The organism is Endozoicomonas atrinae, from assembly GCF_001647025.1.
GTDB lineage: Bacteria > Pseudomonadota > Gammaproteobacteria > Pseudomonadales > Endozoicomonadaceae > Endozoicomonas > Endozoicomonas atrinae.
Window position 1 is genome coordinate 1 of sequence record NZ_LUKQ02000688.1, and the last position, 717, is coordinate 717.

At 35.8% G+C, this 717-nt stretch carries 2 protein-coding genes; both read left to right on the plus strand.

Annotation, left to right across the window (positions count from 1 at the left end; genetic code table 11):
* A partial coding sequence (locus AK963_RS34225) for a hypothetical protein (RefSeq protein WP_175404766.1) occupies window positions 1-316 on the plus strand: 316 nt, incomplete at its 5' end.
* 122 nt (window positions 317-438) lie between these two features.
* The gene (locus tag AK963_RS30070; protein WP_139117820.1) at window positions 439-636 is read left to right on the plus strand and encodes a hypothetical protein; all 198 of its coding nucleotides are present in this window, start codon (window positions 439-441) and stop codon (window positions 634-636) included.
* Window positions 637-717 lie beyond the last annotated feature (81 nt).

Sequence of the window (717 nt, forward strand, 5' to 3'; positions counted from 1 at the left end):
GATCATCCTGAGTTTTAATCTGACTGGCTATTTGATCTACCAGTTTTTCGTTGATTTCAACGCTCATTGTTATTCTCCATTTTGGAGTATTAACGACAAGCGTTTACACAATTTAAATTACATTCCCCCTTATTGTTGTAGTAGACTTCAGGAAAAGCTAGAAGACTTAATGTTTGATTGTAAAACTGACATTGATCTTGGCTTGTATAAGTATGAAAATTGTCCAATTCAAAAAATGCGAGAGTCGGAAGCTTTAAAAGAACAGATTGAGTTAGCTCAAGCCTACTTTAGAGAGAATGTTCCTCCAGCTGGCTGATTTATTATTTACATTCAGGTATGTAATTTAATTTCTTGTTTATCCAGTTGATATTTTAATAAGCTCTATAGCTTGTTCAGCCCTAAAAATTGATGATCTGTTTTATTGGTCAGGTGGATCTTATGGATAATGCATCTCTTCACATTCCTATCAATAGTATGGTTTTGAGCAGCGGTCGTAATACTGAAGGCGAATGTGATAAAAAAACAAAGTTCGCGGGATATCACACAACATTTGATGCTGAACTCACAAAAAAATGGCTTTCATCACAGGGTGTCATCACCGGCGTAAAAAGTCCTCAAAACACCAGTCCAAAATGACCTGTCGTTAAGTATAGCTTTTTGGGGTGGTCTGCAAGTCTGATAGTTCCAGAAAGTTAAATATTTTACTAAGCTGACTCT